The sequence below is a fragment of the Mesorhizobium sp. RCAM 06353 genome (assembly GCF_059683585.1).
The window spans coordinates 1,562,992-1,588,085 of the sequence record NZ_CM185031.1; the positions used below are offsets into that span (position 1 = coordinate 1,562,992).

The window sequence follows — 25,094 nt, forward strand, 5'->3', positions numbered from 1 at the left end:
ATGGCATCTTCAACAGGTTTCAATTCCGGTCTCGATATCGGCAAATCCTACTATGTCGCCACCGCCAATCCGGCGCCGGACCATCCGGCGCTTCTCGGCGATGTCGAGGCCGATCTGGTGGTGGTCGGCGGCGGCTGTACCGGCCTGTCGGCCGCCCTTCATGCCGCCGAGCGTGGCCTGAAGGTGGTGCTGCTCGAAGGCGGCAAGATCGGTTGGGGCGCATCGGGGCGCAATGGCGGCCAGATGATCCCCGGCCTGCGCAAGGGCGCCAAGGGATTGGTCAAGCTCTACGGTCCCGAGCGGGCGAAGGTGCTGTTCGACCTTGCCTTCGAAGCACGCGGGCTGGTGCTCGACATCATCGAGCGTCACGCCATCGACTGCGATCTGAGACTGACCGGCCATCTGGTCGGCGCGGTCAACGGCTCCGACCTCAAAGACCTCGAGGACGAAGCAAAGTGCCTCGAAAGCGTGATGAAATTCCGCGATGTCGAGATCCTGTCGGCGGCGGACGCCCGCACCAAGGTCGACACGCTTTACCATGGGGCGATGTATGAGCCGCTTGGCGGCCACATGCATCCGCTGAACTACACGCTCGGCCTTGCCCGCGCGGCGGTGGCCGCCGGCGTCGTCATCCACGAAAACTCGGTGGCGGTGAAGCTCGAGCGCGAGCCTTCGATCCGGGTCTCGACGGCCAAGGGTTCGGTCCGGGCCAAGCATGTCGTGCTGGCGGGCGATGCGCTGCTCAATGGGCTGGAGCCGCGCGTCAACAGCCGCATCATGCCGGTGGGCAACTACATCGTCGCCACCGAGCCTCTGGAGGGCAAACGCAACGTCATCCCGGCCAATGTCGCCGTGTCGGACACACGCTTCGTCGTCAACTATTACCGCATGTCGGCGGATGGACGCCTGCTGTTCGGCGGCGGCGAGCGCTACACGCCGTCGCCGCCGGCCGACATTGCCGGCTTCGTGCGGCCGCACATGGAAGCGACGTTTCCGCAGCTCAAGGGCTGCCGCATCGACCATGCCTGGGGCGGGTTGGTGTCGGTGACGACATCGCGGCTGCCGCATGTCGGGCACTATGGCGAGGTCTATTTCGCGCATGGCTATTCCGGCAAGGGCGTCATCCTGTCGACGCTGTCAGGCAAACTGCTGGCGGAGGCGATCACCGGCGACGCCTCACGGCTCGATCTCTTCTCGACGCTGACACCGATGCCGTTCCCCGGCGGCACGGCGCTGCGTGGGCCGCTCTATGTGCTCGGCATGCTGTGGTACGCGATGCGGGACAGGATCAAGCATTGAGGTCGCGAGAAGCGACCTAAACCACGAAGAAATCCTCGACGCGCTGCCTGGCCTCAAGCAGCGCCGGCAGGATCTCCCGCTCCATCTCGGCGACGGTGAACCGCGCCGACTGGGTCGAGACGTTGATTGCCGCGACCGTGCTTCCTGAGCGGTCGCGGATCGGCACGGCGATCGAGCGCAGGCCGAGCTCGAGTTCTTCGTCGACGATGGCAAAACCGTCCGCCTTGGCCTTGCCGACGGCGCCGGCCAGGAGCTTGATGTCGGTGATCGTCTTCGGCGTCCGTCTCTCGATAGCCGCCTGGTGCAGAAATTTGTCGAGTTCCTCTGGCGTCAATCCGGCGAGCAGGATGCGGCCCATCGAGGTGCAATAGGCGGGCAGCCTGGTGCCGACATCGAGCGACACGCTGAGGATGCGGCGGCCGGGAATGCGGGCGACATAGACGACATCCTGGCCCGACAGGATCGCCGCCGAACAGGCCTCATTCAACTGTGCTGCAACCGTGCGCATGATGGGTGCGGCGAAGCTCCACAGCGAGCCGCCACCGAGCCAGGTGCGGGCAACGGTCAGCAGGCGTGGCGACAGCGAGAAATTACGGCTGTCCTGAGTGGCATAGCCGGTGGCGACAAGCGTCAGCAGAAAGCGGCGGGCGCCGGCGCGGGTCAGGCCGGCTTCCTCGGCCATTTCGGTCAGCGTCATGCCGGTGGGATGCCGGGCGAGGATCTCCATGACGGCAAGGCCGCGCTCAAGCGAGCCGACATGGTCACGGGAAGCGGCCTCTTCGTCCATCTCACCTCCGCCAAACGACATCGTCGCCAGGATTGACTCCGGGCCATACGATAGCCTAGAAAGTATCCCATGTAAAACAATTGTTCGTAATACGAACTTTTTGAATCTGGAGACCGATCGATGGTCAAGTTCCTGCCGCTCAAACAGGCCGTGGTCGAGAATTTGAACAATGGTGACTCCGTCGCCTTCGAAGGCTTCACCCATCTGATCCCGACAGCCGCCGCGCATGAGGCGATCCGCCAGGGATTTCGCGACCTGACCCTGATCAGGATGACGCCGGACCTGATTTACGACCAGATGATCGGCATGGGCATGGCGAAGAAAATCGTTTTCTCCTATGTCGGCAATCCCGGCGTCGGCCTGCTGCGGCGCGCCCGCGACGCCATCGAGAACGGGTTTCCCCGGTCGCTCGAGGTCGAGGAACACAGCCATGCCGGCATGGCCAACGCCTATGAGGCGGGCGCGGCCGGCCTGCCTTGCGCTGTGTTCCGCGGCTATCGTGGCGCCGGTCTTGCGGCGGTCAATCCGAACATCAAGTCGGTCACCTGTCCGTTCACCGGCGAGGTGCTGGCGGCCGTTCCCTCGATCCGGCCTGACGTCACCTTCATCCATGCGCAGAAGGCCGACAAAAAAGGCAATGTGCTGGTCGAGGGCATCATCGGCATCCAGAAGGAAGCGGTGCTGGCGGCCAGGCGCGCCGTGGTGACGGTCGAGGAAGTGGTCGACAATTTCGACGATCTGCATCCCAATCTGACCGTGCTGCCACGCTGGACCATCGCGGCGATCTCGGTCGTGCCCGGCGGATCGCACCCGTCCTACGCTCACGGCTATTATCCGCGTGACAATGCCGCCTACCTCGAATGGGATGACATCGCCGCCGATCGCGAGAAATTCCAGGCCTGGATGCAGGCGAATGTCATCGAGAAGAGCGCCGACGATTTCGCGGCCCGCGTCGACCATTTGAGGAAAGCGGCATGAGCGACAATCAGCTGGGTTTCACCCCTAACGAGATGATGACGATCGCCGCCAGCCGTGCGCTGCGGAATGACGATGTCTGCTTCGTCGGCATCGGCGCGCCGTCGGCCGCCTGCAACGTAGCGCGGCTGACGCATGCGCCTGATATCACGCTGATCTATGAGAGCGGCACGATCGGCACCGCACCCGACGTGCTGCCGCTGTCGATCGGCGATGGCGAGTTGTGCGAAACCGCCGTCACCACCGTCGCGGTGCCGGAGATGTTCCGGTACTGGCTGCAGGGCGGCCGCATTTCGATCGGTTTCCTCGGTGCGGCCCAGCTCGACAAGTTCGGCAACATCAACACCACCGTCATTGGCGACTATTTCCACCCGAAGACCAGGCTGCCCGGCGGCGGCGGCGCGCCGGAGATCGCGACGTCGTCGAAGGAGATCTACATCACCATGGCGCAGACCAAGCGCGGCATGGTCGAGAAGATCGATTTCTTCACCTCCTTCGGCCATGGCGAGGGCGGCGACCATCGCCAGCGCCTCGGCATCGACACCGCTGGCCCGACGCTGCTGATCACCGATCTGGCCATCTGGAAGCCGGACCCGGTGACCAAGGAATTCACCGTCGTGTCGCTGCATCCGGGCGTCTCGCGCCAGCAGGTGCAGGAGAGCTGTGGCTGGGTGGTTAAGTTCACTGATACGCTTGACGAAACACCGGTACCAAGCGAACTCGAACTCAAGACATTGCGCGACCTGCAGGCCCGCACCAAGGCGGCGCATGAAGGAACCGGAAAAGCAAAGGCAGCATGACATGGCCGAGGCCTATATTTGCGACTACATCCGCACGCCGATCGGCCGTTTTGGCGGCTCGTTGTCTTCGGTGCGTGCTGACGACCTCGGCGCCATACCGCTGAAGGCGCTGGCCGAGCGCAATGCCGGCATCGACTGGCTGGCGGTCGACGACGTCGTCTATGGCTGCGCCAACCAGGCCGGCGAGGACAACCGCAACGTGGCACGCATGGCGCTGCTGCTGGCCGGCCTGCCGAAGGAAATCCCGGGCTCGACGGTCAATCGCTTGTGCGGTTCCGGCATGGATGCGCTGACCATCGCCGCGCGGGCCATCAAGGCCGGCGAGGCGGAGTTGATGATCGCCGGCGGCGTCGAGTCGATGAGCCGCGCGCCCTTCGTCATGCCCAAGGCCGACACGGCGTTTTCGCGCAATGCCGAGATTTACGACACCACCATCGGCTGGCGCTTCGTCAACCCGCTGATGAAGAAGCAGTATGGCGTCGATTCGATGCCGGAGACGGGCGAGAACGTCGCCGAGGATTTTTCCGTGTCGCGCGCGGATCAAGACGCCTTTGCCGTGCGGAGCCAGGATAAGGCGGTCGCGGCACAAGCCAATGGAAGGCTGGCCAAGGAGATCACCCCGGTGACCATCCCGCAGCGCAAAGGTGATGCGGTTGTCGTCTCGAAGGATGAACATCCCCGCGCGGGCACCACGGTCGAGGCACTGGCCAAACTGCCGACGCCGTTCCGGCAAGGTGGCACGGTGACGGCCGGCAACGCCTCTGGCGTCAATGACGGCGCGGCGGCACTGATCGTTGCCTCCGAAGCAGCGGTGAAAAAATATGGCCTGACGCCGATCGCCCGCATCCTCGGCGGCGCCGCCGCCGGCGTTGCGCCGCGCATCATGGGCATCGGCCCGGCGCCGGCAACGCAAAAATTGTGCGCGCGCCTTGGCCTGACGCCACAACAGTTCGATGTCATCGAGCTCAACGAAGCCTTTGCCTCGCAAGGCATCGCGGTGTTGCGCCAGCTCGGCATCGCCGAGGACGCGCCGCACGTCAACCCGAATGGCGGCGCCATCGCGCTCGGCCATCCCCTGGGCATGTCGGGTGCGCGCATCTCCGGCACGGCGGCTCTGGAGCTTCGCGAACGCGGTGGCCGCTATGCGCTGGCCACCATGTGCATCGGCGTTGGCCAAGGCATCGCCATCGCCCTCGCACGGGTTTGATAGAAGGCTTTTTGGCCGGCCGGAATCAAGACTAGATTCGGCGTGTCGACAAATTTGACCACGTGGACAAAAGTCCGCACCCGTTCCATAGTTCCCCGTCTGACATTTCTAGGAACAGCCGGCTCGACACGGCTGTCGAACAGAGGGGAATGCAATGGAAAACCGCAAGAACAAATTCCAGATAAATCGCGAAGGGCTTTCGCGGCGCAACGTGCTGGAACTCGGCGCGCTGGGTCTCGCGGCGGCGATGCTGCCGGGCGCCGCGTTCGCCAAGGACAAGAAGCTGAAAGTGGCGGCGATCTTTGCCACGCCGATCGAGGAGCCATGGGACAACCAGATCCATGTCGCCCTGCAGAAGGCGCAGAAGGAACTCGGCATCGACTACAAATGGTCCGAGAAGGTGCAGACCGCCGACTTCAGCCGCGTCATGCGTGAATATGCGCAAGGCGGCTACCAGCTGGTGCTGGGCGATGCCTTCGCCGCCGAGCGTGAATCGCGCCGCACCGCCAAGCAGTTCCCGAAGACCGCCTGGCTGTTCGGCTCGGGTGCCGGCCCGGCAGAACCCAATTTCGGTGTCTTCGACAACTGGATCCACGAGCCCGCTTATCTCTCCGGCATGATCGCCGGCAAGATGTCGAAATCGGGCACGGTCGGTGCCGTGGCGGCGATGGGCATTCCGGAAGTGAACCGGCTGGTCAACGCTTTCTTCGCCGGCGCCAAGGAGGTCAATCCGAACATCAAGAAGAAGGTCGCCTTCATCGGCTCCTTCTTCGATCCACCCAAGGCCAAGGAAGCGGCGGTGGCGCAGATCGATGCCGGCGTCGACGTCATCTATGCCGAGCGCTTCGGCGTCATCGAGGCGGCGGTCGAGAAAAAGATTCTCGCCATCTCCAACATGTCGGACCAGTCGAGCCTCGGCCCCGATACGGTCATCACCGGCCCGGTCTGGGACATGTACCCGACGGTCGAACAGGCGATCAAACTGGTCAAGGCCGGCGTCTACACCGCGCAGGACTATGGCGATTTCTCGCGCATGGCCAAGGGCGGCTCCTATCTTGCCCCCTACCACAAGTTCGACAAGACGCTGCCGGCGGAGGTCAAGGATCTGGTCGAGAAGAAGAAGGCCGAGATTCTGGAAGGCAATTTCCGGGTGGATGTCGACGAGAACACGCCGGTTTCGGATTGAGGTCTTTACCCTCCCCCTCGTGGGGAGGGTCGATCCGCGTAGCGGATCGGGTGGGGGTCTTCGGCGCCGCACCCCCACCCCGTCTTACGATCTTCGCTTCGCTGCGATCGTAAGCCGACCCTCCCCACAAGGGGGAGGGTAAGCAAGCCAATTCCGATCAGGAGAATCCTTGCCGACGCCCGCCCCACTCATCGAAATGCGCGGCATCACCAAGAGCTTTGGCGCCGTCAAGGCGAACGAGGCTGTCGACCTCAGCGTGGCGCCGGGTGAAATCCTCGGGCTGCTGGGTGAGAACGGTGCCGGCAAGACGACGCTGATGAACGTGCTGTTCGGAGCCTATGCGCCGGATGCCGGCGAAATCCTGATCCAGGGCCGGCCGGTGCGGATCACCAGTTCGGCCGATGCGCTGGCCGCCGGCATCGGTATGGTGCATCAGCATTTTCATCTGGCGCCACGGCTGACGGTGCTGGATAACCTGCTCATCGGCATACCGGGCAAATCGGGGCGGATCGATCGCGCCGGCGGGTTGGCGCGGCTCGCCGAAATCGGCCGCCAGCATGGGCTGACGCTCGATCCCGACCTGCCGGTCTCGGCGCTGTCGGTCGGCGAGCAGCAGCGGCTCGAAATCGTCAAGGCGCTGTTTCGCGGCGCCAGGCTTCTGATCCTCGACGAACCGACCGCGGTGCTGGCGCCGAGCGAGGTCGACGGGCTGTTTTCGGCGTTGCGCTCGATGGCGGCGCAAGGCCTCGGCATCATCTTCATCTCGCACAAGCTCAATGAGGTGCGGGCCCTGACGCATCGCTGCACGGTGCTGCGGCTTGGCCGTGTCGCCGGCCGCGTCGATGATCCCGCCAACACGACTTCGGCCGCCATGGCGCAACTGATGTGCGGCCATGAGATCGTACCACCCGCAAGGGGGCCGTCGACACCCGGTGCTGATGTGCTGACCCTCGACGGCATTTCCACTTCAAAACATTCGGGCACGGTGCTGCGCGACGTGTCGCTTGCCGTTCGTGCCGGCGAAATCCTCGGCATCGCCGGCGTGTCGGGCAATGGCCAGCGGGCGCTGGCGGAGGTGATCTCCGGCGTGCGTGCGCCCGATACCGGCCGGATGACGATTGCCGGCCAGAAGGTCACCCGGTTCTCGCCGCGCGAGGTGCAGGCGCTGGGCCTCGGCCGCATCCCGGAAGACCGCATGACGACGGGGCTGGTAACTAACCTGCCGCTGGCCGATTCCATGGTGCTGCCGCGCATCGGCACCGCCGCCTTTTCAGCCAAGGGCCTGCTCAAGCCGGATGCGATCCGCGCCTTTGCCGAAGAACAGATCAAGGCCTATGACATCAGGTGCCCCGGACCGATGACCCGTGCCGGGGCGCTGTCGGGCGGCAATCTGCAAAAGGCGCTGTTGGCGCGCGAACTCGCTTTCGATCCGAAGGTTTTGATCGTCTCGCAGCCGACGCGCGGTCTCGACATCGGTGCCGCCCGCTTCATCCACGAAAAGTTCCTCGACATGCGCGGCAAGGGCTGCGGCATCATCGTCATCGGCGAGGATCTGGAAGAGTTGCTGGTGCTCTGCGATCGCATCGCGGTGATGTATGAGGGCCGCATCGTCGGCACGCTGGACAGCGCCGATGCGACGATCGCGCGGCTCGGTCTGCTGATGACCGGGGCGGAGGGGCACGGCTGATGTTTCGCCTGGAAGTCCGCACCTCGACGCCGACCTGGTTCAATCTGGCGCTCCCGTTGGTGGCTATCGCGGTGACTCTTCTCCTATGCAGCGGCCTGATCGCGCTGGCGGGTGCGGGCGTGCTCGAATCCTATGGCGTCATGTTCACGGCTTCGCTCGGCGACAGCTACGCCATCACAGAAACGCTGGTGCGCGCCGCACCGATGATCTTCACCGGGCTGGCGGTCGCCGTCGCCTTCCGGGCAAAGTTCTGGAACATCGGCGCCGAGGGCCAGTTGCTGGCCGGCGCGGTGGCGAGCTGTTTTGTCGGCGCCATCCCGATGCCGGGAGCGCTTGCCATGCTGTTGATGGCAATCGCCGGCGCCGCCGCCGGTGCCGTGGTCGCGCTGGTGCCGGCGACGCTGCGGGTCAAATTCAAGGTCGACGATGTCGTCAGCTCGCTGCTGCTCAACTCGGTCATCTACTACGCGCTGATGGCGCTGATCGAAGGACCGTGGAAGGACAGCTTCAGCGGCTACCCGATCTCGCCGCCGATCGAGGATTCAGCCAATTTCCCGGTGCTGATCGAAGGCACGCGGCTGCATCTCGGCGTCGTCGTGGCGCTGATCGCCGCACCGTTGATCTGGTTCCTGATCGCGCGCACGACGCTCGGCTTCAAGATCAGGGTCACGGGCGAGAATCCGGAAGCTGCAAGATATGGCGGCATCAATGTCGAACGCGTGCTGCTCTCCACCGCGCTGCTGTCCGGCGCGCTGGCGGGGCTCGCCGGCGTCGGCGAGGTCGGCGGCGTGCATTTCCAGGTGATGAGTGACATCTCGCCGGGGTACGGCTATTCCGGCATCGTCGTTGCCATGCTGGCGCGGCTCAATCCGCTCGGCGTCGTGCCGGCGGCGATCTTCCTGGCCGCCGTGATGACCGGCGCCGAGGCGATGTCGCGCGCGACAGGCGTTCCGGCCTTCCTCAGCGACGTCATCCAGGGCACCGCTTTGCTGGCCATGCTGGTGGCGCTGCTGTTCACCGCCTATCGCGTCCGCCGCGTCGGGGCTGCCCGATGAGCGCGGTGTTCGAACAAATCTTTCAGGTAGGCTTCCTCGCTGCCATCATCCGCATTGCCACGCCTTTGGCCTTTGCCACGCTCGGCGAAATGTTCTCCGAGCGCGCCGGCGTGCTCAATCTCGGCATCGAAGGCATCATGCTGCTCTGCGCCATGACCGGCTTCACCGCCACCAGCCTCAGCGGGAGCCTGTGGCTCGGCGTGCTGGTTGCGGTGCTGACCGGCATGCTGATGGGCGCGCTGCACGCGCTGTTCACGGTGGCGCTCGGCCTCAGCCAGCATGTCTGCGGCATCGGCGTCACGCTGTTCTCGTCGGGCCTTGCCTATTTTCTCTACCGGCTGATCTTCGGCCAGCAATCGGTGCCGCCAAGCATCAAGGGTTTCCAGACGCTGCCGATCCCGCTTCTGTCCGATATTCCGGTGCTCGGGCCGGCGGTGTTCAACCAGTTTGCACTGGTCTACATGGCGATCATCGCCATCCCGCTCGCCGCCTTCGTGCTCTACCGCACGCCCTGGGGCCTGTCGGTGCGCATGGTCGGCGAGAACCCGCGCGCTGCGGACTCGGCTGGCGTCAGCGTCATTGCCACCCGCTTCCAGGCTGTCATCCTTGGCGGGGCGTTGATGGGGCTGGCCGGCGCCTTCCTGTCGATGGCACAGTTCAACGCCTTCACCTTTGGCGTGGTGTCAGGGCGGGGCTGGGTGGCGATCGCGCTGGTCGTGTTCGGCCGCTGGGACCCGTGGCGCTCAGCAGGGGCCGCGCTGCTGTTTGCCTTTGTCGATGCGCTGCAGCTGCGCATGCAGGCGAGCGGCTTGGGGCATATCCCCTACGAAGCGTTCCTGATGCTGCCCTTCATCTTCACCATCGTTGCGATGGCCGTGATGTCGCGCAATGCGGTGGCGCCATCGGCGCTGCTCAAGCCATTCCGGCGGGAAGAGCGGTAAGACCTAGTGCCCTTTCCGTGGGTCGAGGAACCTTGATATAAAGCCATTGGTTCATTCAGCGCTTAGGGTGATGCGGGCGGCTCTTCCAATCGACCGCTCAGCAATCGACGACCAATTAGACGACGCATAAGGAAAAATTATTCTGCTTATGGCGCGAAAATAGCAATCGACAAAGTCTACAAGTTTTATAGATTAACGGGCGAGACGGAGGTCGATATGTCCTATATCCAGAACGCTCAGACTGACAGCAGCGGCCAGAGGCTGGCCAATGCCCAGACTTTTCGCCCGGCCTATGCCGGCGCTTTCGCCTATCTCGTCTTTGCCCTTGCGTTCGTGTTCACCGGGGCAGTCGTTCTGGGCCTCATTCCCTGAGGCTGCAGGCTGACTGGGGCTAGTTACCCCTTAATTTCAGGTAATCGGAGTTGAATGAACCGGATTCCGGAGCGTTTGCGCGCGACCGTGGTTCGAAGTTTATCGCATCCATGATTCCAGCAATGGAGGAGATGACAATGCCGATCGAATTCACCCATGTCCCCGGCAAGACCGCCGATGCCGCCATTCCGTTTTTCTACGACTTTGCCGAGACGGCGACCAAGCTCGGGCTGATCGAGGACGGCGGCTTCCAGAAGATCGTCGTCGACGATTCGGCCGGACTGCTGACCAATATGGATCTGGCCGCCCAGGTGCTGGATCGTACCGCGTCGCTGGAGGTCGTGCTGACCCACTGGGCGGGCGTTGTCGAACCGACCGTGGCGGCCCGCCAGCTGGCATCGATGGATCGAAAGAGCGGCGGACGGCTGGCGCTCAGGATGATCAGCGAGCCGTTGAACGATGACGACGCCGAGTCACGGCCGGTCGGGCACACGGTCATCTGGCAGCGTATCGACGAATATCTGGTGCTGCTCAAGCGATTGTGGTCGAACGACCGGCCCTTCGATCATGAAGGCGCGTTCTACAGCATCAAGGGCGGCTATGTGCCGCGCAAGGGTCCGCACGGCGCAGACCTGACCATCCGCATGGGTGGACAGTCCGGAACGGCGCTGAAAGTGGCCGGCCGGCATGCCGATGTCTTCGAACTGGCGCCCGGCTCGATCGATGAGGTCCGGCAGCTGATGGAGCGCGTGCGCGGCGCCGCCGCCGAACATGGCCGGGCCGGCAAGCTGCGCTTCGCGCTGCCGGTGCGGATTCACCGGGGCACTGCCGCCACCGGCCAAAAAGCGGTCGACCTGTCGGGGCCGCCGCCTCAGGTCGCGCTGTCGCTGCTTGCCTATGCCGGGCTCGGGATCGATGAATTCATGATCGTCGGCGTCGACACGGCACGCGAGATCGCGACGGTCGGCCGGGAAACGATCGCCCTGCTGCGCAACTCGCTGGCGCGCCGCGAACATGATGCCTTCCAGCCGGGGGCCTATTCGCCTCGCGCCGGGCTGGAGACGCGGGCAACGGGCTGAAGCCCGTCGATCTCCTGTAGTCTAACGCCTGTCGCCAAGCCGCGACAGGCCGTCGATGACGGCGGCTGAATCGGCCAACGCGCCGAAGACGCCGTCCTCGACCGTCACCATGTGAAGCGCCGCCTCGTGGGCTTGTCTGTCGCCGCTGGCGCAAGCATCCGAGATCGTCAGACATTGGAAATTGCGATCGCAGGCCTCGCGCAGCGTGGTGTGGACGCAGACATCGGTCGTGCATCCGGAAAGCATCAGATGCGTGATGCCTTGGGCGCGCAGCACAAGCTCGAAATCCGTATAGGTGAAGGCGCTGTTGCAGGTCTTGTCGACGATGATGTCATCAGGCGCGACGTCGATCTCCGGAACGATCTGGAATCCCGCGCCTGAGCGCAGCAGGATGTCGGTGCCGTCGAGACCGGAGCGCTTGCGGCGCCATTTCTCGTAGGGCGTCATGTCGGCCATGTCGGCGCGATAACCCTGCCTGGTGTGGATGACCCTCACGCCGGCTTTGCGCGCGGCTGATATCAGCCGGTTCACGGTGGGCAGGATCACCCGCAGCGGCGAGGGGTCGTATCCCTGTTTGGCGAAATAACCCGTCGTCGACAGGAAATCCTGCTGCAGGTCGATGACGACAAGTGCGGTGTTTTCAGCCACCAGCCTGCCGTCATAGGGATAGTCGAACGGTGTTGCCCTGATCATCGGTGGTTCTCTGTTTCGACCAACCATAATCGTTCAATGCGCCGACACCAGATGCTGGGCGTCATGCAGCCGCCGGTAGACGCCGTCGACATGGATCGGGTCCTGGTGCGAGCCTTGCCAGCGGTACCCGCTGGGCCCGAGCACGCTCGCGACATGCACTCTCAGATTTAGCTGTCGCTAAAATTGCTTCTCTGCACTTAAGTGCTTGGCAATATACGCTGGCCAATAAATCGAATCGGTCACGGTGGGGTGGGAAGCTATATTGGAGGAATCGATGAAAACGTTTCCCTTGCTGTTAGCGTCCTCGGTCGGTGTTCTAGGCGTTCTCGCGACGGCGAATGCATTCGCAAATCAGGTCTCCGATCACGGTGGTCCAGCGACTGCCATCGTATCCAATCATGAAAGCCAGGATGCCAGCACCGGCGAACAGAACGACGATAATGCGGTCGAAAGCGAAGCCAGCAACGGCGACCAGAGCGACGACAGTGTCACCGCCGGCCAGCAACAGGGTGACGACGATCAGGCTGAGAACTCCAGTCATGACGGCAGTGACGACCATGACGGCGACCATACAGGGGGCGACAACGGCGGCGGTGGCGGTGGTGGAGACGGTGGCGGGGGTGGAGAAGGCGGCGGTGATGGCGGGGGTGACGACTGATAGCGCGACTGTCAGGTTGGCGGCATCGGCGACGTTTCTAAGCTGACCCTGATATGGACACCTCATACTCAAGCCCGCTGGCTCCGCTGGCGGGCTTTCCATCTTGGGGCGAGGCATACCACGCGGCAGCATGTGCTGTTTGATGCCAGCTATTTTATCGCAGGTGGAAACCTCTCGCCGACTCCTAGACATTGCCGAAACTGAAATGTCCTGAATTCTGATAGTTCCTGCATCCAAGTCTTGAAACCCGCACATAAAAGCAAAAGCTGATTTTAGGTTCATTGGTGTTCGAAATGCCGCGCAGGCCTTTGCGCGCAAGTCCAATCCGCCAGCTTGGCTGCCGTCCAGTGATCGTCCGCTGCACCCCCTGCTTTTGCGAATTTCGCCGCGATATCGACTGCCACGACGATTTGTTGATTGTTGCAGTCATCTTAAATGTTGACTAGTAAGGTCATGTTTCATAGTCAACCGGGCATTGGACTGCCGAGGCCGGAAATGCGGGCGGCCGACCTGGAGAAAACCATGACCGTGGCTGGAGCCGAGACTGCCTTTCATATCGACGCGGTGCGGTTTGCCGTCGGCGAGCGGACGCTGCTCGGTCCAGTCTCGCTCGAGCTGCAGCGCTCGCGCGTCTACGGGCTGATCGGCCACAATGGTTCGGGCAAGTCGACACTGATCAAGCTGCTGGCCCGCCAGCAGCCGGCAAGCTCGGGCGCCATCACCTTCGCCAAGCGGCCGCTGCCGCAATGGGGTGCCCGCGAACTCGCGCGCGCGCTCGCCTATCTGCCGCAGACGACGCCGGCGGCAACCGGCCTCAAGGTGCGCGAACTGGCAACGCTCGGCCGCTACCCCTGGCATGGCGCGCTTGGCCGCTTCAGCGCGGAAGACAGGCGGCATGTCGAGGAGGCGCTGGTGCTGACCGACATGGACGGTTTCACCGAGCGGCTGGTGGACGAATTGTCCGGCGGCGAACGGCAGCGCGCCTGGCTTGCCATGCTGGTGGCGCAGAATGCCGGCGTCATGCTGCTCGATGAGCCGATCTCGGCGCTCGACATCGCCCATCAGGTCGAGGTGCTGGGGCTGGTCAAGGAACTCAGCCGCAAACGCGACCTCTGCGTCGTCGTCGTGCTGCACGACCCCAACATGGCAGCGCGCTATTGCGACGAGCTGATCGCGCTGAAGGACGGCAAGCTTTTGACCCGCGGCACGCCCGGCGAAATCATGCGGGGCGACGTGCTCAAGGGCATTTTCGGCGTGGAGATGGGCGTGTTCGCGCACCCGGTCACCGGCCAACCCGTCGGCTATGTGCAGTGACGAGATTTGATGCGGTGGCGGAATAGGAAGCGCTCGCCGCTGTGAGAACAAGGAAGAAGCTGTTGTCTAGAACTCGTTTGTTGGCGGCGTTGGTCGCATCGCGGGCAGTGCGACGGCCCAGGAGCAACCGGCCGGCGCTGCCCCGGCTACCGGGGCCCCTGTGGCGCCCGCAGCGGTGGCACCTGCTGCTGCACCCGCACCGGCGCCCGTTGTATCCACCATATCCACGCCCGCTACACCCGCGGCGGCACCAGCCACGATGGCACCGGCGCAGCCAGTCGGCCAGCCGGCCGCGGCGGCGGGGGCGATGGAACTGAGCCTGCCGCACGATTTGTCGCCATGGGGCATGTTCATGGCCGCCGACATCATCGTGAAGGCGGTGATGATCGGACTGGCCTTCGCGTCGCTCGTGACCTGGACGATATGGCTGGCCAAATCGCTGGAGATTTTTGGCGGCAAGCTGCGCATCAGCCGTGCCGTGCGCGCGATCGGCGAGGCCGCGACGCTGAAGCAGGCAAGCCGCGTGCTCGACCGCAGCGGCGGTCCCGGCGCGCTGCTGGTGCGGGCGGCGGAGGAAGAGGCCGCACTTTCGGCCGGTGCGCTCGACCATGTCGGCGGTGACGGACTGAAGGAAAGGGTCACCTCGCGCCTGTCGCGCATCGAGGCGGCGGCGTCGCGGCGCATGTCGCGCGGCACCGGCGTGCTGGCGACGATCGGCTCCACCGCGCCTTTCGTCGGCCTGTTTGGCACCGTCTGGGGCATCATGAACGCCTTCATCGGCATTTCACAGGCGCAGACCACCAATCTCGCCGTCGTAGCACCCGGCATCGCCGAGGCGCTGCTGGCCACCGCGATGGGCCTCGTCGCGGCAATTCCGGCGGTGGTGATCTACAACGTCTTCGCCCGCTCGATAGCCGGCTACCGGCAGATCCTCGCCGATGCCTCGGCTGGCGTCGAGAGGCTGGTCAGCCGCGACCTGGATTTCCGCACGGTCGCGCCGGCGACGGCGCTGGCGGCGGAGTAGCGACGCCATGGGAAGCAGACTCCGACAGACCATGGACGACGATCTCGAGGAGAGCCACGAGATCAACGTCACGCCCTTCATCGATGTCATCCTGGTGCTGCTGATCATCTTCATGGTCGCCGCACCGCTGGCAACGGTGGACGTCAATGTCGACCTGCCGGGCTCGACGGCGACGCCCGCGCCCCGGCCCGAAACGCCGCTGTTCCTGACTTTGAAGGATGATCTCACGCTGGCGATCGGCAACGACACCGTGCCGCGCCCGGCCTTTGCCGCCACGCTGGACGCCAAGACCAAGGGCGACAAGCAGACGCGCATCTTCCTGCGCGCCGACAAGGCGGTCGCCTATGGCGACCTGATGGAGGCGATGAACCTGTTGCGCGGCGCCGGCTACCTGAAGATCGCGCTGGTCGGCCTGGAGACGGCGCCCACGGCCGACGCCCCGGCACCCGCCCCAGCGGGAGCCGCCGCGCCATGACGCGGTTAGCCGCCTTGCCCACGGTACAGCTGTCGCGCTTCGGTTGGCGCGATCTTGGCCTGTGGACAGGTGCGGCGGCACTGGTGCTTGGAGCGCATGTCGCGGTCGCCTACGCGGTGCAGAGCTTCAGTCCGATCGAGACGGATGGCGGGCCGCCGCCGGCCCCGGTGATCGAAATGGCGGCGATGGTGGTGACGCCGGCCGTGCCGGAACAGGCCGCGATGCTGGATGCGGCGATGCCCGACCAGACCGAACCCGTCGAGGAGACCGAAAAGGTCACTGAGGCCGAGCCCGAGAAAGTGATCGAACAAGCCGAACCGACTGTCGAGCAACCGGAAACGGTGCCGCCCGACCAGACCGAGCCGACAGAGACAACCGAGGCCGAACCGGTCGATCAGCCGCCCTCGGATGAGGTCATTCCCGACGTTGTCGAGGCCGCGGCGCCAGAGGTTGTCGTTCCGCTGCCGCAGCCAAAGCCGGTCGAGGAGCCCAGGGAAAAGAAACCGGTCCAGGCCAAGGCGAAGAGGCCGGTCGAAAAGCCCAAACCGAAGCCAAGGAAGGAAAAGGCCGAGCCGGCAAAGACGGTCGCCACCGCAAGCGCGCAGACTAAGCCGGCGGCCAGGGCGGCCGCGCCAAAATCGGCAGCCGGGGTTTCAGGCGTCAGCCCGGCCAAGTGGGAATCCCGGCTGACGGCATGGATCAATCGGCACAAGCGCTATCCCAGCGCCGCGAAATCCAGGCGCGCGCAGGGCAATGTGAACGTGACCTTCACGGTGGATTCCTCCGGCCGGGTGATGTCGGCGCGCGTGGCCCGTTCTTCAGGCGATGCTGACCTCGACCGCGCCGCGCTCGCCGTGCTGCAGGGCGCAACGGTGCCGGCGCCGCCGCCGGAACTCGGCTCGCGCGTCAGCCGCACGGCGCCGTTCGTGTTCAACTTGCGGGATTAGAGCGGTTCAGCTCATCGACTGGCACAGCGCTTCGACCTGCTCCAGGTAGAAGCGGCATTTCGTACGCAGCGTCCTGAGGTTCGGGTCGTCGGCGCCATTGATTTCGATGGTCTGCATCATGAAATCGAAATGGATGTGAAAGGCGTCCGCCGCGCCCCAAAGGCTGTCGGCCTGCCAGGTGTCGGCCATCGCCAGGGAAATCAGGTGCCGGGCCTCGACGCGCGCCGCATCCGGTGAACCCGGCGGGCTGGCGATCAGGAGTTGGAGCCGGCCGAAGACGCTCTCCCTGGCGTCGGCGCTCCTGATGGGTGCGATCATGTTCATTGCGGGTCCCCCTCAAGTCTGTGGGCTGCGGGCGATCAAGGCGGGGATCGCGGCGGAGTCGGATGGCCGACCCCTGATGATGTTGGCGAGTTCGGCGTCGGCCTGCTCGAACCAGTAGACCATGTCGGCGCGGCCAAGATCGGCGGCGGACTTTTTCAGGAGCGGCAGCAGGCTTTGCAGCGCACAGACGGTCTCCCACCGGTTCGGCCGCGAGCCGGCCGGCGCACATAAGGCTGATGGTTGCATTCGCTACGCTCTCCTTGGCTGAGCGTGGCTTTCCTTTGCATTCGCCTTGGGATGCATCGGGTTGCCGCTGAGCTGCGCATGCCTTGCCGGCCGCGCGCCGCGCAGGACATCGAAGGCTTCGGCATAGGCCATGCCCAAGAGATAGGAGATCATGGGAAAACGGCTTGCTTCGGCCATCTGCACCAGCTCATTGCTCATCGATGCGATATATTGAAGACTATCGATCTCTGACTGACGTAGGGTCTGGTTTGGCACGTTTCTTCTCCTGTCATCTAGTGGAACTCAGGGGACGCATACTGGTTGCACTGGACATTATAAGATGGCTAATTAATCGACTGACCCACCGAATGCGGGCTTGGTTCTGGGGTTGAAAGTGTCAACGCGTAGATGGGTGCGTCGGTAAGGCGGTCGAGGCCGAGAAGACGCTTGATCGGCGAATGGCTGAGCGCTGCGGTGGGACAGGCCGACAGACCATGCCTGGTCGCCGCCAGCATCATGTTCTGGCCGATATGGCCGGCCTCGATCAGCACGACGCGATAGGCGTTGGCATCCTCATATTTCCACATGGTGCGGTCGAGCCTGGCACAAAGCAGGATCAGGCAAGGCATGGCATCAGCCCATTCCTGCCCGCCGACCAGTTCGGAGATCTTCGGCAGATGGTTGGCCGAGATCCTGCCAAGATCGTGATCGGCGGCGGAATAGTGATAGACGCCGGGCTCCAGCCCCTCGACGCCAAGCGCAACCACATAGGCCTCATAGGGGTTCCGGGCGCCGCCCGAAGGGGTCATGCCCAGCGGCAGGGCGCCGACGCAGTTGCTGGTCTCGCCGGTAATGCCCATGCCCGCGAACAAGCAGTCGGAGAGCTGCTGGGCGGTGATGGTGGGCGCGGCCGCGGTGCGGTTGGTGCGGCGCCGCGCCATCAGGCTCAGAAGTTCATTGTCGTCGAGTGCGTTCGGCAGCCGAATGGCGCCCATGGCATTCTTGAGCACGAGATCCGGCTGCGCGACGTGCCCGGCGCGGTCGATCTGGTGTGTCTCGGCCTGTTCAATAGTCATGAACTCCGCGTCCTGGACGCAGAAATGCATCAGCGCGGTCGGGATGCCCCACCTCCACTGTCCGGAAAATTTTGTTTCCTGTTCGGCCAGCGGCGAGCCGGCGGTGACCAGGGCGGAAAAATCAAGCAATTGCGGGACGACGGCGTTGAGGTCGGATTTCGACCATCCGTGGGCGCGCGCGATTTCCGCCGTGGAGGCCCATTCGTCCCAGGATGCAAGAAGGCCGATTACCTCGGGGCTGCATTCAAAGACGTTTCTGGTCAGGAAGTTGCAGGCCGTGACCTTGTTGGTCCCGGGATAGAAGACAAGCGTTTTTGAAGATCGCATTTTCATGATGCTGAATGCCGTTTTGTGAATTTGAGGCGCCGACTGGCTGACAGCCCGTCGGCGCCGAACGACTTCAGCGCTTGTTGTAGTGCATGCCCTGCGAGAAGAAGACGGTCTGCGTGCCCGCTGCAACCGTCAGCTTCGGGGCATTGTTCACTTTCTTGGCCATTTTGTCCCTTTCCCGACCCCCAATGGGATCTGTTGAACGATCCACACACCGGGATCCGCGAGAAGAAAGGTAAGGTCGGAAGAGTTAATGGTTTGTTAAAATTGTAGTAAAGCCAATGGGATCTAAAATATCTTTATTGGTGGTAAAGTCTAAAATATCGATTTTGCTCAAATATGGAGTAGGCAATCGCTAGCATACGCTTTTTCGAGATATTCTTATTCTTATTTAGCGTAAGCGATCAGCTGGCGCACGTCGCCCAAAGGCGCCCCCCGGCTTTTGGGGAGACGACGTACACAGAGACAAAGACCTGAAGGGCGTCGCCGCATCCATCGCGACGCGAAGCGGATCAGCCCAGCCCGTCCCGGGCGAGGCTGACGACGAGTTGATCGATGCCCGGGTCGTCAAGCCTGACCACATGCGCCATGCGGATCGCATGCCGTGGCCGGATACCGGACATATCCTGCCGCATGATGACCGATACGAATGCCGGCCCAGCCTCGGTCAGAAGCATGGCCTTGCCCGTCAGCACCGGTTCGGAGATGGGAGCCCACTGCACGGAGATCAGGGACGGTTCGCCGGTCTGGCGACGGTTGACGCCGCTGAAATAGATCCAGTTCAGGCGCGAGATCGCCACGCCATAGTGGTTGCCGCGCGCCCGCGCCCATGTCGAGCCACGGCGTTCCGACCATCCGGTGACCCGGCGGAATGTGACCAGTTCGGCCTCGCGACGCACGAAGGTCACCGACCGCATCAACAGGTCGGGGCGAGCCGGGATCGAAAAGTAGGTGAAATAGGTGCCGCCCGCGATCGATGGGGCGGGTGGGCGGATCATCTGGTTGAACAGGCTTTCGGAAATCGGCGGCAGGCCGGGGGCTGTGGGCTCGGGAGTACCGGGGTCCTGGTACAGTTCGGCTTCATCGATGCGGAAGTAGTCGCAGATCAGTTTGGCCGTGGCCTTGTTCGGAACGGTCTGCCCCTGCAGGTACCGCTCGAACTGCGTGCGGTTGATCCCCAACTCACGGCATACCGCGCTAACGGAGGCATGGTCCTTGCAGAGGCGTCTGAGATTTGCAGCGAGGTTCTCGCGAATGGACACGTATTTGCTTTCGCAGGCGACTGCTTCATTCCGACTCGGAATCCATATAGCGCCTTCGGTCGCCCCAGCCGAAACGCCTTGTCACAACACACAGAAAAAACTGATTTGAGAGCGCCAGTCTAATGGGACGGCTTGCAAAAAAAATAGCGCCGATCCAGCGGGCGGCCATCGCCATAAGTCCAATTGACAATTGCCGTGCCCCGGAGGCTGCGAAATCGCCTATGGCTTTTTTTGGGATGACATTGGCGCTCGGCGCCGCATCGTGATGGCGAGCGCCCTAGCGGCGTGGCAGAAAAGTGGAATATCGATTGTTCCGATGGTGGAGCTGAGGAGGATCGAACTCCTGACCTCGTCATTGCGAACGACGCGCTCTCCCAGCTGAGCTACAGCCCCGTCCAACGGATGGCGCATTTATCGGGCGTGGCGGATTTCTGTCAAGGCGGCGTTTTGCCGAAATCCTTGTTGCGTGGCGCGTCGGCTGCCGGCCCTTGCCGGTTTGGCGCGCAATGGCTACATGTCGGCAACAATTGGAGACCGGCATGCTCGCCCTCATTCAAACCATCGTCATGGCGCTCGACCTCTATTGGTGGGTCATCATCGCCTCGGCGATCTTTTCCTGGCTCTACGCCTTCAACGTCGTCAACTCGCGCAATCAGTTCGTCGGCAGCATCGGCAACATGCTCTATCGGCTGACCGAGCCGGCGCTGCGACCGATCCGCCGATTCATGCCGGACCTCGGCGGCATCGACATTTCGCCGATCATCCTGCTCCTGATCCTGTTCTTCCTCAGGCAGTTCATTCTCACCACGATAGCGCCGCTGTTGCTGGGCGCCTGACGACTGCATGAGCGCGCCGTTCCGCCTCCGCGAGAACGGCATAGACCTGTTCGTGCGGCTGACACCAAAGTCTTCCGTGGAACGGTTGGAAGGCGTCGAGACATCGGCGGACGGACGCAGCCATTTGAAGGCGCGGGTCCGCGCCGTGCCGGAAAACGGCGCCGCCAATCAGGCATTGGAGAAGCTGGTCGCCAAGACGCTTGGCGTGCCGGGATCGTCCGTCTCGGTCGTCGCCGGCGGCACGGCCCGGCTCAAGACGCTGCGTGTCGCGGGTGATCCTGAGGCGCTGGCACGGAGCATTCAAACCCTCAGCGTTCAATCCTGAGCCTGAAGTTCAATCGCCCAACGGCAGCCTGGGATCATCGACCTTCAGCGTGTTGACGCTCTGCTTGATGCGGCGCAAATTCTCAAGCACCTTCGGGCCGCGCGTCTCGGCAACCGATGTCACGATCATGTCGACGATCGCCAGCAGCGCGTAGCGCGACGATGTCGGCTTGTAGATGTTGCCGTCCTCGAGCGGCTGCAAATGGATGACTGTGTCGGCGGCCTTGGCCAGCGCCGAATCGGGCGCGGTGATGGCGACCGTGGTGGCGCCATATTGCTGGGCAACCTGCACCGCCTCGATGACCGAGCGGGCATAGCCGGACACCGAAAAAGCGACCACGGTTGTGTCCGGAGTGGCGACGGCGGCGTACATGCGCTGCAACTGGCCGTCGATCTGCGCCAGCACCGGCAGGCCGAGCCGAAACAGCCGGTTCTGCATCTCGGTCGCCATCATCGAGGAGATGCCGCCGGAGCCGATGCACAGCACATTGCCCGACGTCGCGAGCCGCTCGGCGACGGCGACCAGCGTCGTCATGTCGAGGTTCTCGCTGGCGCGCTGGATGGCCGAGATCGCCGCTTCGGTGATGGCGGTGGCGATGCGCTGCTCGCGCGCGTCGCGGCTTAGCGGCTCTGGCGACAGATACTGGCCGCCAATGGCGATGGCCTGGGCCAAGTAGAATTTGAAATCGCGCAGGCCCTCGCAGCCGAGATTGCGGCAGAAGCGGGTGACCGTCGGTTCGCTGACGCCGACGCGCGCGGCAATCTCGGAGATTGCCGCCTTGGAGGCGAAATCGAGATCGGAGAGCACAAGGCTCGCCAGCCGGCGGTCCGACTTGGTGCCGTCCTGCGACATCAGCTGCAGCCGCGTGATGATGTCGGCCGGCGTCTTCATATTTGTCGCTTCGTCTTCATGCCATTGCCTTCGCAGGGGTAGGCGTTATAGCGGCAGACCCGTTGCCTTGTCGAACAGGTGGATGTTGCCGGGATCGACCGAGACCGGCAGCACATCGCCCGGCCTGACCGGCACCCGGTCGCGGAACACGGCGCGCACCGTATCCGTGCCGATGGCGCCATAGACATGGGTTTCCGAGCCGGTCGGCTCGACGACATCCACCTTGATTGCCATGGCATCGGTGGCTTCACCGATGATGAAGTGCTCAGGCCGAATACCGGCCTCCACAACGCTGTCCGCCGGCACCGCCTTGCCGGCAAGCGCGAGCCGCCCACCGCCGGCCGACTCGAACCAGCTTTTGTCAGACGTCGACTTGAGGGCCCCGGAGACAAAGCTCATCGACGGCGAGCCGAGGAAGCCGGCGACGAACTTGTTGGCCGGTTTGTCATAGAGCTCGAGCGGTGCTCCGACCTGCTGGATCCGGCCACGGTCCATCACGACGATGCGGTCGGCCATGGTCATGGCTTCGATCTGGTCATGGGTGACATAGACGATGGTCGATTTTAGCCGCTGGTGCAGCGCCTTGATCTCGGTGCGCATCTGCACGCGCAGTTGCGCGTCGAGATTGCTGAGCGGCTCGTCGAACAGGAACACCGAGGGCTCGCGCACGATGGCGCGGCCCATGGCGACACGCTGGCGCTGGCCGCCCGAGAGCTGGCGTGGATAGCGATCGAGATAGGAATAGAGGTTGAGGACGCCGGACGCCTTCTTGACCTTTGCATCGATGGCGGTGCGGTTCTCGCCACGGATTTTTGGGCCGAAGCCGATATTGTCTGATGCCTTGAGGTGCGGGAACAGCGCATAGGACTGGAACACCATGGCGATGTTGCGCTGCTGCGGCGGCAGGTCGTTGGCGCGGGTGCCGCCAATCAGCAGATCGCCGGAGCTGATCGTCTCCAGGCCGGCCAGCATGCGCAGCAGGGTCGACTTGCCGCAGCCGGAAGGGCCGACCAGCACGACGAACTCGCCGCTTTTGATGTCGAGGCTGATGTCCTCGAGAATCTTGTGCTGCCCGAAGGATTTCGACAGGTTGCGAAACAGGACGTCGGTCATGGTCACGCTCCCAATATGTCGTCGATGAACGGCAGGCAGCCGGCGGTCAGCCCGGCGTCCACGGGCATCACCACGCCTGTTATGCCCGATGCGCGATCCGATGCAAGAAAAGCCACGGCTTCCGCCACTTCCGAGGCGTTGACGATGCGGCCGAGCGGATAGAGCCGCTTGAGCTTGCCCAGGATTTCCGGATCCTTGGCCAGCCGATGGTCCCAGGCAGCGGTGCGGATCGATCCGGGGCAGACCACGTTGGCGCGCACGCCGCTGCGGCCGAGCTCGACGGCGATCGACTTGGCATAGGCGTTGATGCCGGCCTTGGCCGCGGCATAGGCAGGGTTGCCGAAATGCGCGATGGCGTTGACGGAGGAGATGAAGACGACGCTGCCTGAACCGCGCGCCGCCATCGCCTTCACAAGAGGGTCGGCGAAAATCATCACCCCGGTCAAATTGAGGTCGAGCTCGTGCTCGATCTTGTCGGTGTTGAGCGCGGAAATCGTCTCGGCGCGTGTCCAGCCGGCATTGTTGATCAGGATGTCGGGAACGCCGTCTTTGTCGAGCACGGCTGCGATCCCCGCCTCGATCGAAGCGCGGTCGAGAAGGTTGAAGACATGGCGCGATGCGAGGTGCGGGCTGGCCAGCGCCTCCTCGGATTGGTCGCAGCCGACCACCCGCGCGCCCCTCCCGGCCAGAAGTGCGACGATCGCCGAGCCAAGACCGCCGCCGGCACCGGTGACGACGACAGTGCGGCCCTCGAATTCGGCTTTCGAAACCACGGCGCTCGCTCCTCCGGCAGGTCAGGCAGATGTCGGCAGGCTAATGAATGGAATGTAATTAAGCAACACGATAATCCGCTTGCATGCGGTAAATTCCTCGATAATGTAGGAAAGTCACATAAATCTTGTGCCAGCAATCGGCACAAGGAGCGCAAATAGTGGGAATAAATGGGAGAGATCAGATGAGCCTTGCGAAATGGACTGTCGGCCTGATGGCCGGAATGAGCATGCTGGCCCTCGCGGCGCAGGCGAATGCGGGTGAAGTGCGCGTCACCGTCGCCGAATACAGCGCCAAGACCGGCCCGTATTTCGAAGCGGTGAAGAAGGAATTCGAAGCCAAGAATCCCGGCATCACCGTCAAGTTCGAAGTCGTGCCGTGGGATGTGCTCTTGCAGAAGCTGACCACCGACATCACCGCCGGCACCAATGCGGACCTCTCGATCATCGGCACGCGCTGGCTGATCGACTTCGTCCAGCAGGATGTCGCCGAGCCGCTCGACGGCTACATCACGCCTGAATTCAAGGGCCGCTTCATCGACACCTTCCTGTCGCCCTCGATCATGAGCGGCAAAACCTACGGCCTGCCGATCGCCGCCTCGGCGCGCGCCATGTATTACAACAAGGAGCTGTTCGAGAAGGCCGGCATCGCCAAGCCGCCGGCGACCTGGACCGAGTTGCAGGACGATGCCCGCAAGATCAAGGCGCTGGGATCCGGCACCTTCGGTTTCGGCCTGCAGGGCAAGGAGATCGAGACCGACGTCTATTACTACTATGCGATGTGGTCGCAGGGCACCGAGATCCTCAACAAGGACGGCACGTCGGGCCTCGGCACGCCGGGCGCGCTCGAAGCCGCCAAGCTCTACAAGTCGATGATCGACGAGGGGCTGACCGAGCCCGGCGTCACCTCCAACAACCGCGAGGACGTGCAGAACCTGTTCAAGCAGGGCAAGGTCGGCATGATGATCACCGCGCCCTTCCTGTCCAACCAGATCAAGGACGAGGCGCCGAGCCTGAAATATGGCGTCGCCGCCATTCCGGCCGGCCCGACCGGTGCGCGCGGCACCTATGGCGTCACCGATTCCATGATCATGTTCAAGAACTCCAAGAACAAGGATGAGGCCTGGAAGCTGATGGACTTCCTGTTCACCACCGAGCAGCGCGCCAAGTTCACGCAAGGCGAAGGCTTCCTGCCGGTGAACAAGGAAGAGGCCAAGATGGATTACTACGTCAACAATGCCGATCTGGCCGCGTTCACCGCGCTGTTGCCCGACGCCCGCTTCGCACCGGTCATTCCGGGCTGGGAAGAAGTCGCCCAGATCACCTCGGACGCCATGCAGAAGATCTATCTCGGCGGCGACCCCGAGGCAGGCTTGAAGGACGCGGCGGCCAAGGCCAATGCAGTGCTGAAGAAGTAGCTCAACAAATAGGGCGTATCTCCCT

Annotated in this window: 28 protein-coding genes and 1 tRNA gene; 17 read left to right on the forward strand and 12 right to left on the reverse strand. The window is 63.5% G+C overall.

What is annotated here, in order from left to right:
• The gene (locus AC56QX_RS07280; RefSeq protein ID WP_497114840.1) at positions 1-1,299 is read left to right on the forward strand and encodes an NAD(P)/FAD-dependent oxidoreductase; all 1,299 of its coding nucleotides are present in this window, start codon (positions 1-3) and stop codon (positions 1,297-1,299) included.
• 16 nt (positions 1,300-1,315) lie between these two features.
• Here AC56QX_RS07280 and AC56QX_RS07285 read toward each other — a convergent pair whose 3' ends face one another.
• Entirely contained in the window at positions 1,316-2,086 is a 771-nt protein-coding gene (locus AC56QX_RS07285; protein ID WP_497114842.1) for an IclR family transcriptional regulator, read from the reverse strand.
• Positions 2,087-2,206: 120 nt separating this feature from the next.
• On the opposite strand from AC56QX_RS07285, the gene AC56QX_RS07290 reads away from it, so the two are divergent.
• The 9 genes from AC56QX_RS07290 to AC56QX_RS07330 all read left to right on the forward strand — a co-directional run bounded on the left by AC56QX_RS07290 (position 2,207) and on the right by AC56QX_RS07330 (position 11,388).
• On the forward strand, positions 2,207-3,064 hold the full coding sequence (locus tag AC56QX_RS07290; RefSeq protein ID WP_497114845.1) for a CoA transferase subunit A: 858 nt from the start codon (positions 2,207-2,209) through the stop codon (positions 3,062-3,064).
• The gene (locus tag AC56QX_RS07295) at positions 3,061-3,861 is read left to right on the forward strand and encodes a CoA-transferase subunit beta (protein WP_497114847.1); all 801 of its coding nucleotides are present in this window, start codon (positions 3,061-3,063) and stop codon (positions 3,859-3,861) included. Before AC56QX_RS07290 ends, AC56QX_RS07295 begins: the two co-directional genes overlap by 4 nt.
• A 1-nt stretch (position 3,862) precedes the next feature.
• Positions 3,863-5,068: a 3-oxoadipyl-CoA thiolase gene (pcaF, locus tag AC56QX_RS07300; RefSeq protein WP_497114849.1), complete on the forward strand. Its 1,206-nt coding sequence runs from the start codon at positions 3,863-3,865 to the stop codon at positions 5,066-5,068.
• A gap of 154 nt (positions 5,069-5,222) precedes the next feature.
• Positions 5,223-6,254 carry a BMP family protein gene (locus AC56QX_RS07305; protein ID WP_497114852.1) on the forward strand — a complete coding sequence of 344 codons (1,032 nt, stop codon included), beginning with the start codon at positions 5,223-5,225 and terminating at the stop codon, positions 6,252-6,254.
• Between the two features lie 196 nt (positions 6,255-6,450).
• Complete coding sequence (locus AC56QX_RS07310; protein WP_497117704.1) at positions 6,451-7,941, forward strand: ABC transporter ATP-binding protein; 1,491 nt, start codon at positions 6,451-6,453, stop codon at positions 7,939-7,941.
• Entirely contained in the window at positions 7,941-8,996 is a 1,056-nt protein-coding gene (locus AC56QX_RS07315; RefSeq protein WP_497114854.1) for an ABC transporter permease, read from the forward strand. The genes AC56QX_RS07310 and AC56QX_RS07315 overlap by 1 nt, the downstream gene beginning before the upstream one ends.
• On the forward strand, positions 8,993-9,937 hold the full coding sequence (locus AC56QX_RS07320; RefSeq protein ID WP_497114856.1) for an ABC transporter permease: 945 nt from the start codon (positions 8,993-8,995) through the stop codon (positions 9,935-9,937). Before AC56QX_RS07315 ends, AC56QX_RS07320 begins: the two co-directional genes overlap by 4 nt.
• Positions 9,938-10,153: 216 nt before the next feature.
• The gene (locus AC56QX_RS07325) at positions 10,154-10,309 is read left to right on the forward strand and encodes a hypothetical protein (protein ID WP_010912229.1); all 156 of its coding nucleotides are present in this window, start codon (positions 10,154-10,156) and stop codon (positions 10,307-10,309) included.
• Between the two features lie 137 nt (positions 10,310-10,446).
• On the forward strand, positions 10,447-11,388 hold the full coding sequence (locus AC56QX_RS07330) for an LLM class flavin-dependent oxidoreductase (RefSeq protein WP_497114858.1): 942 nt from the start codon (positions 10,447-10,449) through the stop codon (positions 11,386-11,388).
• A gap of 21 nt (positions 11,389-11,409) precedes the next feature.
• On the opposite strand, the gene AC56QX_RS07335 is transcribed toward AC56QX_RS07330, so the two are convergent.
• The gene (locus AC56QX_RS07335) at positions 11,410-12,081 is read right to left on the reverse strand and encodes a cysteine hydrolase family protein (RefSeq protein ID WP_497114860.1); all 672 of its coding nucleotides are present in this window, start codon (positions 12,079-12,081) and stop codon (positions 11,410-11,412) included.
• A gap of 316 nt (positions 12,082-12,397) precedes the next feature.
• A complete protein-coding gene (locus tag AC56QX_RS07340) occupies positions 12,398-13,057 on the reverse strand; it encodes a hypothetical protein (RefSeq protein WP_497114862.1) in 660 nt (219 codons plus the stop codon).
• A 204-nt stretch (positions 13,058-13,261) separates the two neighbouring features.
• Here AC56QX_RS07340 and AC56QX_RS07345 point away from each other — a divergent pair, with 204 nt between their 5' ends.
• The 4 genes from AC56QX_RS07345 to AC56QX_RS07360 all read left to right on the forward strand — a co-directional run bounded on the left by AC56QX_RS07345 (position 13,262) and on the right by AC56QX_RS07360 (position 16,499).
• Complete coding sequence (locus AC56QX_RS07345) at positions 13,262-14,053, forward strand: ATP-binding cassette domain-containing protein (RefSeq protein WP_497114864.1); 792 nt, start codon at positions 13,262-13,264, stop codon at positions 14,051-14,053.
• A 97-nt stretch (positions 14,054-14,150) separates the two neighbouring features.
• Positions 14,151-15,077: a tonB-system energizer ExbB gene (gene exbB, locus AC56QX_RS07350; RefSeq protein ID WP_497117706.1), complete on the forward strand. Its 927-nt coding sequence runs from the start codon at positions 14,151-14,153 to the stop codon at positions 15,075-15,077.
• A 7-nt stretch (positions 15,078-15,084) separates the two neighbouring features.
• Positions 15,085-15,552, forward strand: a complete 468-nt coding sequence (gene exbD / locus AC56QX_RS07355; RefSeq protein ID WP_497114866.1) for a TonB system transport protein ExbD — start codon at positions 15,085-15,087, stop codon at positions 15,550-15,552.
• The gene (locus AC56QX_RS07360) at positions 15,549-16,499 is read left to right on the forward strand and encodes an energy transducer TonB family protein (RefSeq protein WP_497114868.1); all 951 of its coding nucleotides are present in this window, start codon (positions 15,549-15,551) and stop codon (positions 16,497-16,499) included. The genes exbD and AC56QX_RS07360 overlap by 4 nt, the downstream gene beginning before the upstream one ends.
• Before the next feature lie 6 nt (positions 16,500-16,505).
• Here AC56QX_RS07360 and AC56QX_RS07365 read toward each other — a convergent pair whose 3' ends face one another.
• The 6 genes from AC56QX_RS07365 to AC56QX_RS07390 all read right to left on the reverse strand — a co-directional run bounded on the left by AC56QX_RS07365 (position 16,506) and on the right by AC56QX_RS07390 (position 20,109).
• Positions 16,506-16,823 (reverse strand): hypothetical protein, encoded by a 318-nt coding sequence (locus AC56QX_RS07365; RefSeq protein WP_497114870.1) that lies wholly within the window; start codon positions 16,821-16,823, stop codon positions 16,506-16,508.
• Positions 16,824-16,835: 12 nt separating this feature from the next.
• Complete coding sequence (locus tag AC56QX_RS07370) at positions 16,836-17,069, reverse strand: hypothetical protein (protein WP_497114872.1); 234 nt, start codon at positions 17,067-17,069, stop codon at positions 16,836-16,838.
• Between the two features lie 3 nt (positions 17,070-17,072).
• Positions 17,073-17,324, reverse strand: coding sequence for a hypothetical protein (locus AC56QX_RS07375; RefSeq protein WP_497114874.1), 252 nt, complete (start codon positions 17,322-17,324; stop codon positions 17,073-17,075).
• Positions 17,325-17,392: 68 nt separating this feature from the next.
• Positions 17,393-18,451: a SagB/ThcOx family dehydrogenase gene (locus AC56QX_RS07380; RefSeq protein ID WP_497114875.1), complete on the reverse strand. Its 1,059-nt coding sequence runs from the start codon at positions 18,449-18,451 to the stop codon at positions 17,393-17,395.
• 515 nt (positions 18,452-18,966) lie between these two features.
• On the reverse strand, positions 18,967-19,716 hold the full coding sequence (locus tag AC56QX_RS07385) for a helix-turn-helix domain-containing protein (RefSeq protein WP_497114876.1): 750 nt from the start codon (positions 19,714-19,716) through the stop codon (positions 18,967-18,969).
• 317 nt (positions 19,717-20,033) lie between these two features.
• A tRNA-Ala gene (locus AC56QX_RS07390) sits at positions 20,034-20,109 on the reverse strand.
• 146 nt (positions 20,110-20,255) lie between these two features.
• Between AC56QX_RS07390 and AC56QX_RS07395 the strand changes: the two genes are divergently transcribed.
• Positions 20,256-20,552 carry a YggT family protein gene (locus AC56QX_RS07395; protein WP_497114878.1) on the forward strand — a complete coding sequence of 99 codons (297 nt, stop codon included), beginning with the start codon at positions 20,256-20,258 and terminating at the stop codon, positions 20,550-20,552.
• 7 nt (positions 20,553-20,559) lie between these two features.
• Positions 20,560-20,877 (forward strand): DUF167 domain-containing protein, encoded by a 318-nt coding sequence (locus tag AC56QX_RS07400; RefSeq protein WP_497114879.1) that lies wholly within the window; start codon positions 20,560-20,562, stop codon positions 20,875-20,877.
• A gap of 9 nt (positions 20,878-20,886) precedes the next feature.
• On the opposite strand, the gene AC56QX_RS07405 is transcribed toward AC56QX_RS07400, so the two are convergent.
• From AC56QX_RS07405 to AC56QX_RS07415, 3 genes are read right to left on the reverse strand one after another with little or no spacing between them, the layout of a single operon-like run.
• Positions 20,887-21,768, reverse strand: a complete 882-nt coding sequence (locus AC56QX_RS07405; RefSeq protein ID WP_497114881.1) for a MurR/RpiR family transcriptional regulator — start codon at positions 21,766-21,768, stop codon at positions 20,887-20,889.
• A gap of 45 nt (positions 21,769-21,813) precedes the next feature.
• Positions 21,814-22,881, reverse strand: coding sequence for an ABC transporter ATP-binding protein (locus tag AC56QX_RS07410; RefSeq protein ID WP_497114883.1), 1,068 nt, complete (start codon positions 22,879-22,881; stop codon positions 21,814-21,816).
• Between the two features lie 2 nt (positions 22,882-22,883).
• The gene (locus AC56QX_RS07415; protein WP_497114885.1) at positions 22,884-23,654 is read right to left on the reverse strand and encodes an SDR family NAD(P)-dependent oxidoreductase; all 771 of its coding nucleotides are present in this window, start codon (positions 23,652-23,654) and stop codon (positions 22,884-22,886) included.
• A 182-nt stretch (positions 23,655-23,836) separates the two neighbouring features.
• Between AC56QX_RS07415 and AC56QX_RS07420 the strand changes: the two genes are divergently transcribed.
• On the forward strand, positions 23,837-25,069 hold the full coding sequence (locus AC56QX_RS07420; RefSeq protein ID WP_497114887.1) for an ABC transporter substrate-binding protein: 1,233 nt from the start codon (positions 23,837-23,839) through the stop codon (positions 25,067-25,069).
• The last annotated feature ends 25 nt before the right edge of the window (positions 25,070-25,094 follow it).